The following is a 1,054-nucleotide window of genomic DNA, read 5'->3' on the forward strand; positions in this document are numbered from 1 at the left end:
CGATATCGTAGAATCTGCGCTGGCACTCCCCGGATAGCTTGAAAAAAATGCACCTATTGCCAGTACACTCAGCAAAAACCTTTTTATATTGAACTTCACAAAAATAAATGAGTAGAGAGATGACCTAAACGACGCGCGATGACAATTCATAGTGTTCCTTCTTTCCAAACCGATCATTGACCCCCGGAACACACTACGAAATGTTATTACTCGCCTAGTATCTTCTGTAACATAAGAAGGGCTAACTTCTTCTCACCCTTCAAACTACTCAGATGGGCCCTCGTACTACCCCCCTTAAGTACCACCATCTTTTTTTCATTGGATGACGAACCGATAGGACTACCTCCTCCGATTAACACCATATCATGGGAAAACTACTACGAACCAAAGACCCGTCTCTTTACCGCGTCATCACCACCGAAGTAAAAAAAGATGGTGGCACCTGATTACTGGGGCGTCTCCTCCGGTAGTGCTGGCACTTCTGCCGTACCTTCTCCCAGGCATATCGTCGTAACACATAGGAGTAATCGAGGAGGATGAGGTCATTGTCGTCTTGAGCTTAGTGCTACGACATGGAATGAGAGAAGGGCTGTGATACAATCCACATTATTTTCTGTGATTAGCCTTATTGGCTTTAGCCGAAACAACTACGCTACTGGCTTTAACCGAAATAACTACGCTTCCATCTCGCCGAAAAAGTCAGCGACATAGCTCGTAATCGAGTCAAGTGGGATGATGGCACTTTCCTTTTGGCTCCGTACTTTAAGCTCGACACCCCCATTGGCAAGAGAACGTTCACTTACAGTAAGTCGAAGCGGAATACCAATGAGATCTGCATCAGAAAACTTCTCCCCTGCTCTCAACTCTCTATCATCGTACAATACCTCAACTCTTGAAGAGCAAAGATTCGAATAGAGCTCTTCTGCCCTCTCTTGAACACTCTCTTTCTCTAGATTGAGACCAATGAGGTGCACTTGATATGGCGCAATATTTTTCGGCCATATGATACCGTTTTCATCATGACTCCCCTCAACAACCGCTGCTGCTATACGAG

General features: G+C 45.3%; 1 protein-coding gene. It reads right to left on the reverse strand.

Annotated features, from left to right (window positions below):
- Positions 1 to 674: 674 nt before the first annotated feature.
- Positions 675 to 1,054 (reverse strand): proline--tRNA ligase (locus EBR25_14500; GenBank protein NBW42179.1); only part of this gene is annotated, 380 nt, incomplete at its 5' end.

The organism is bacterium (assembly GCA_009926305.1).
Taxonomy (GTDB): Bacteria; Bdellovibrionota_C; UBA2361; order UBA2361; family RFPC01; genus RFPC01.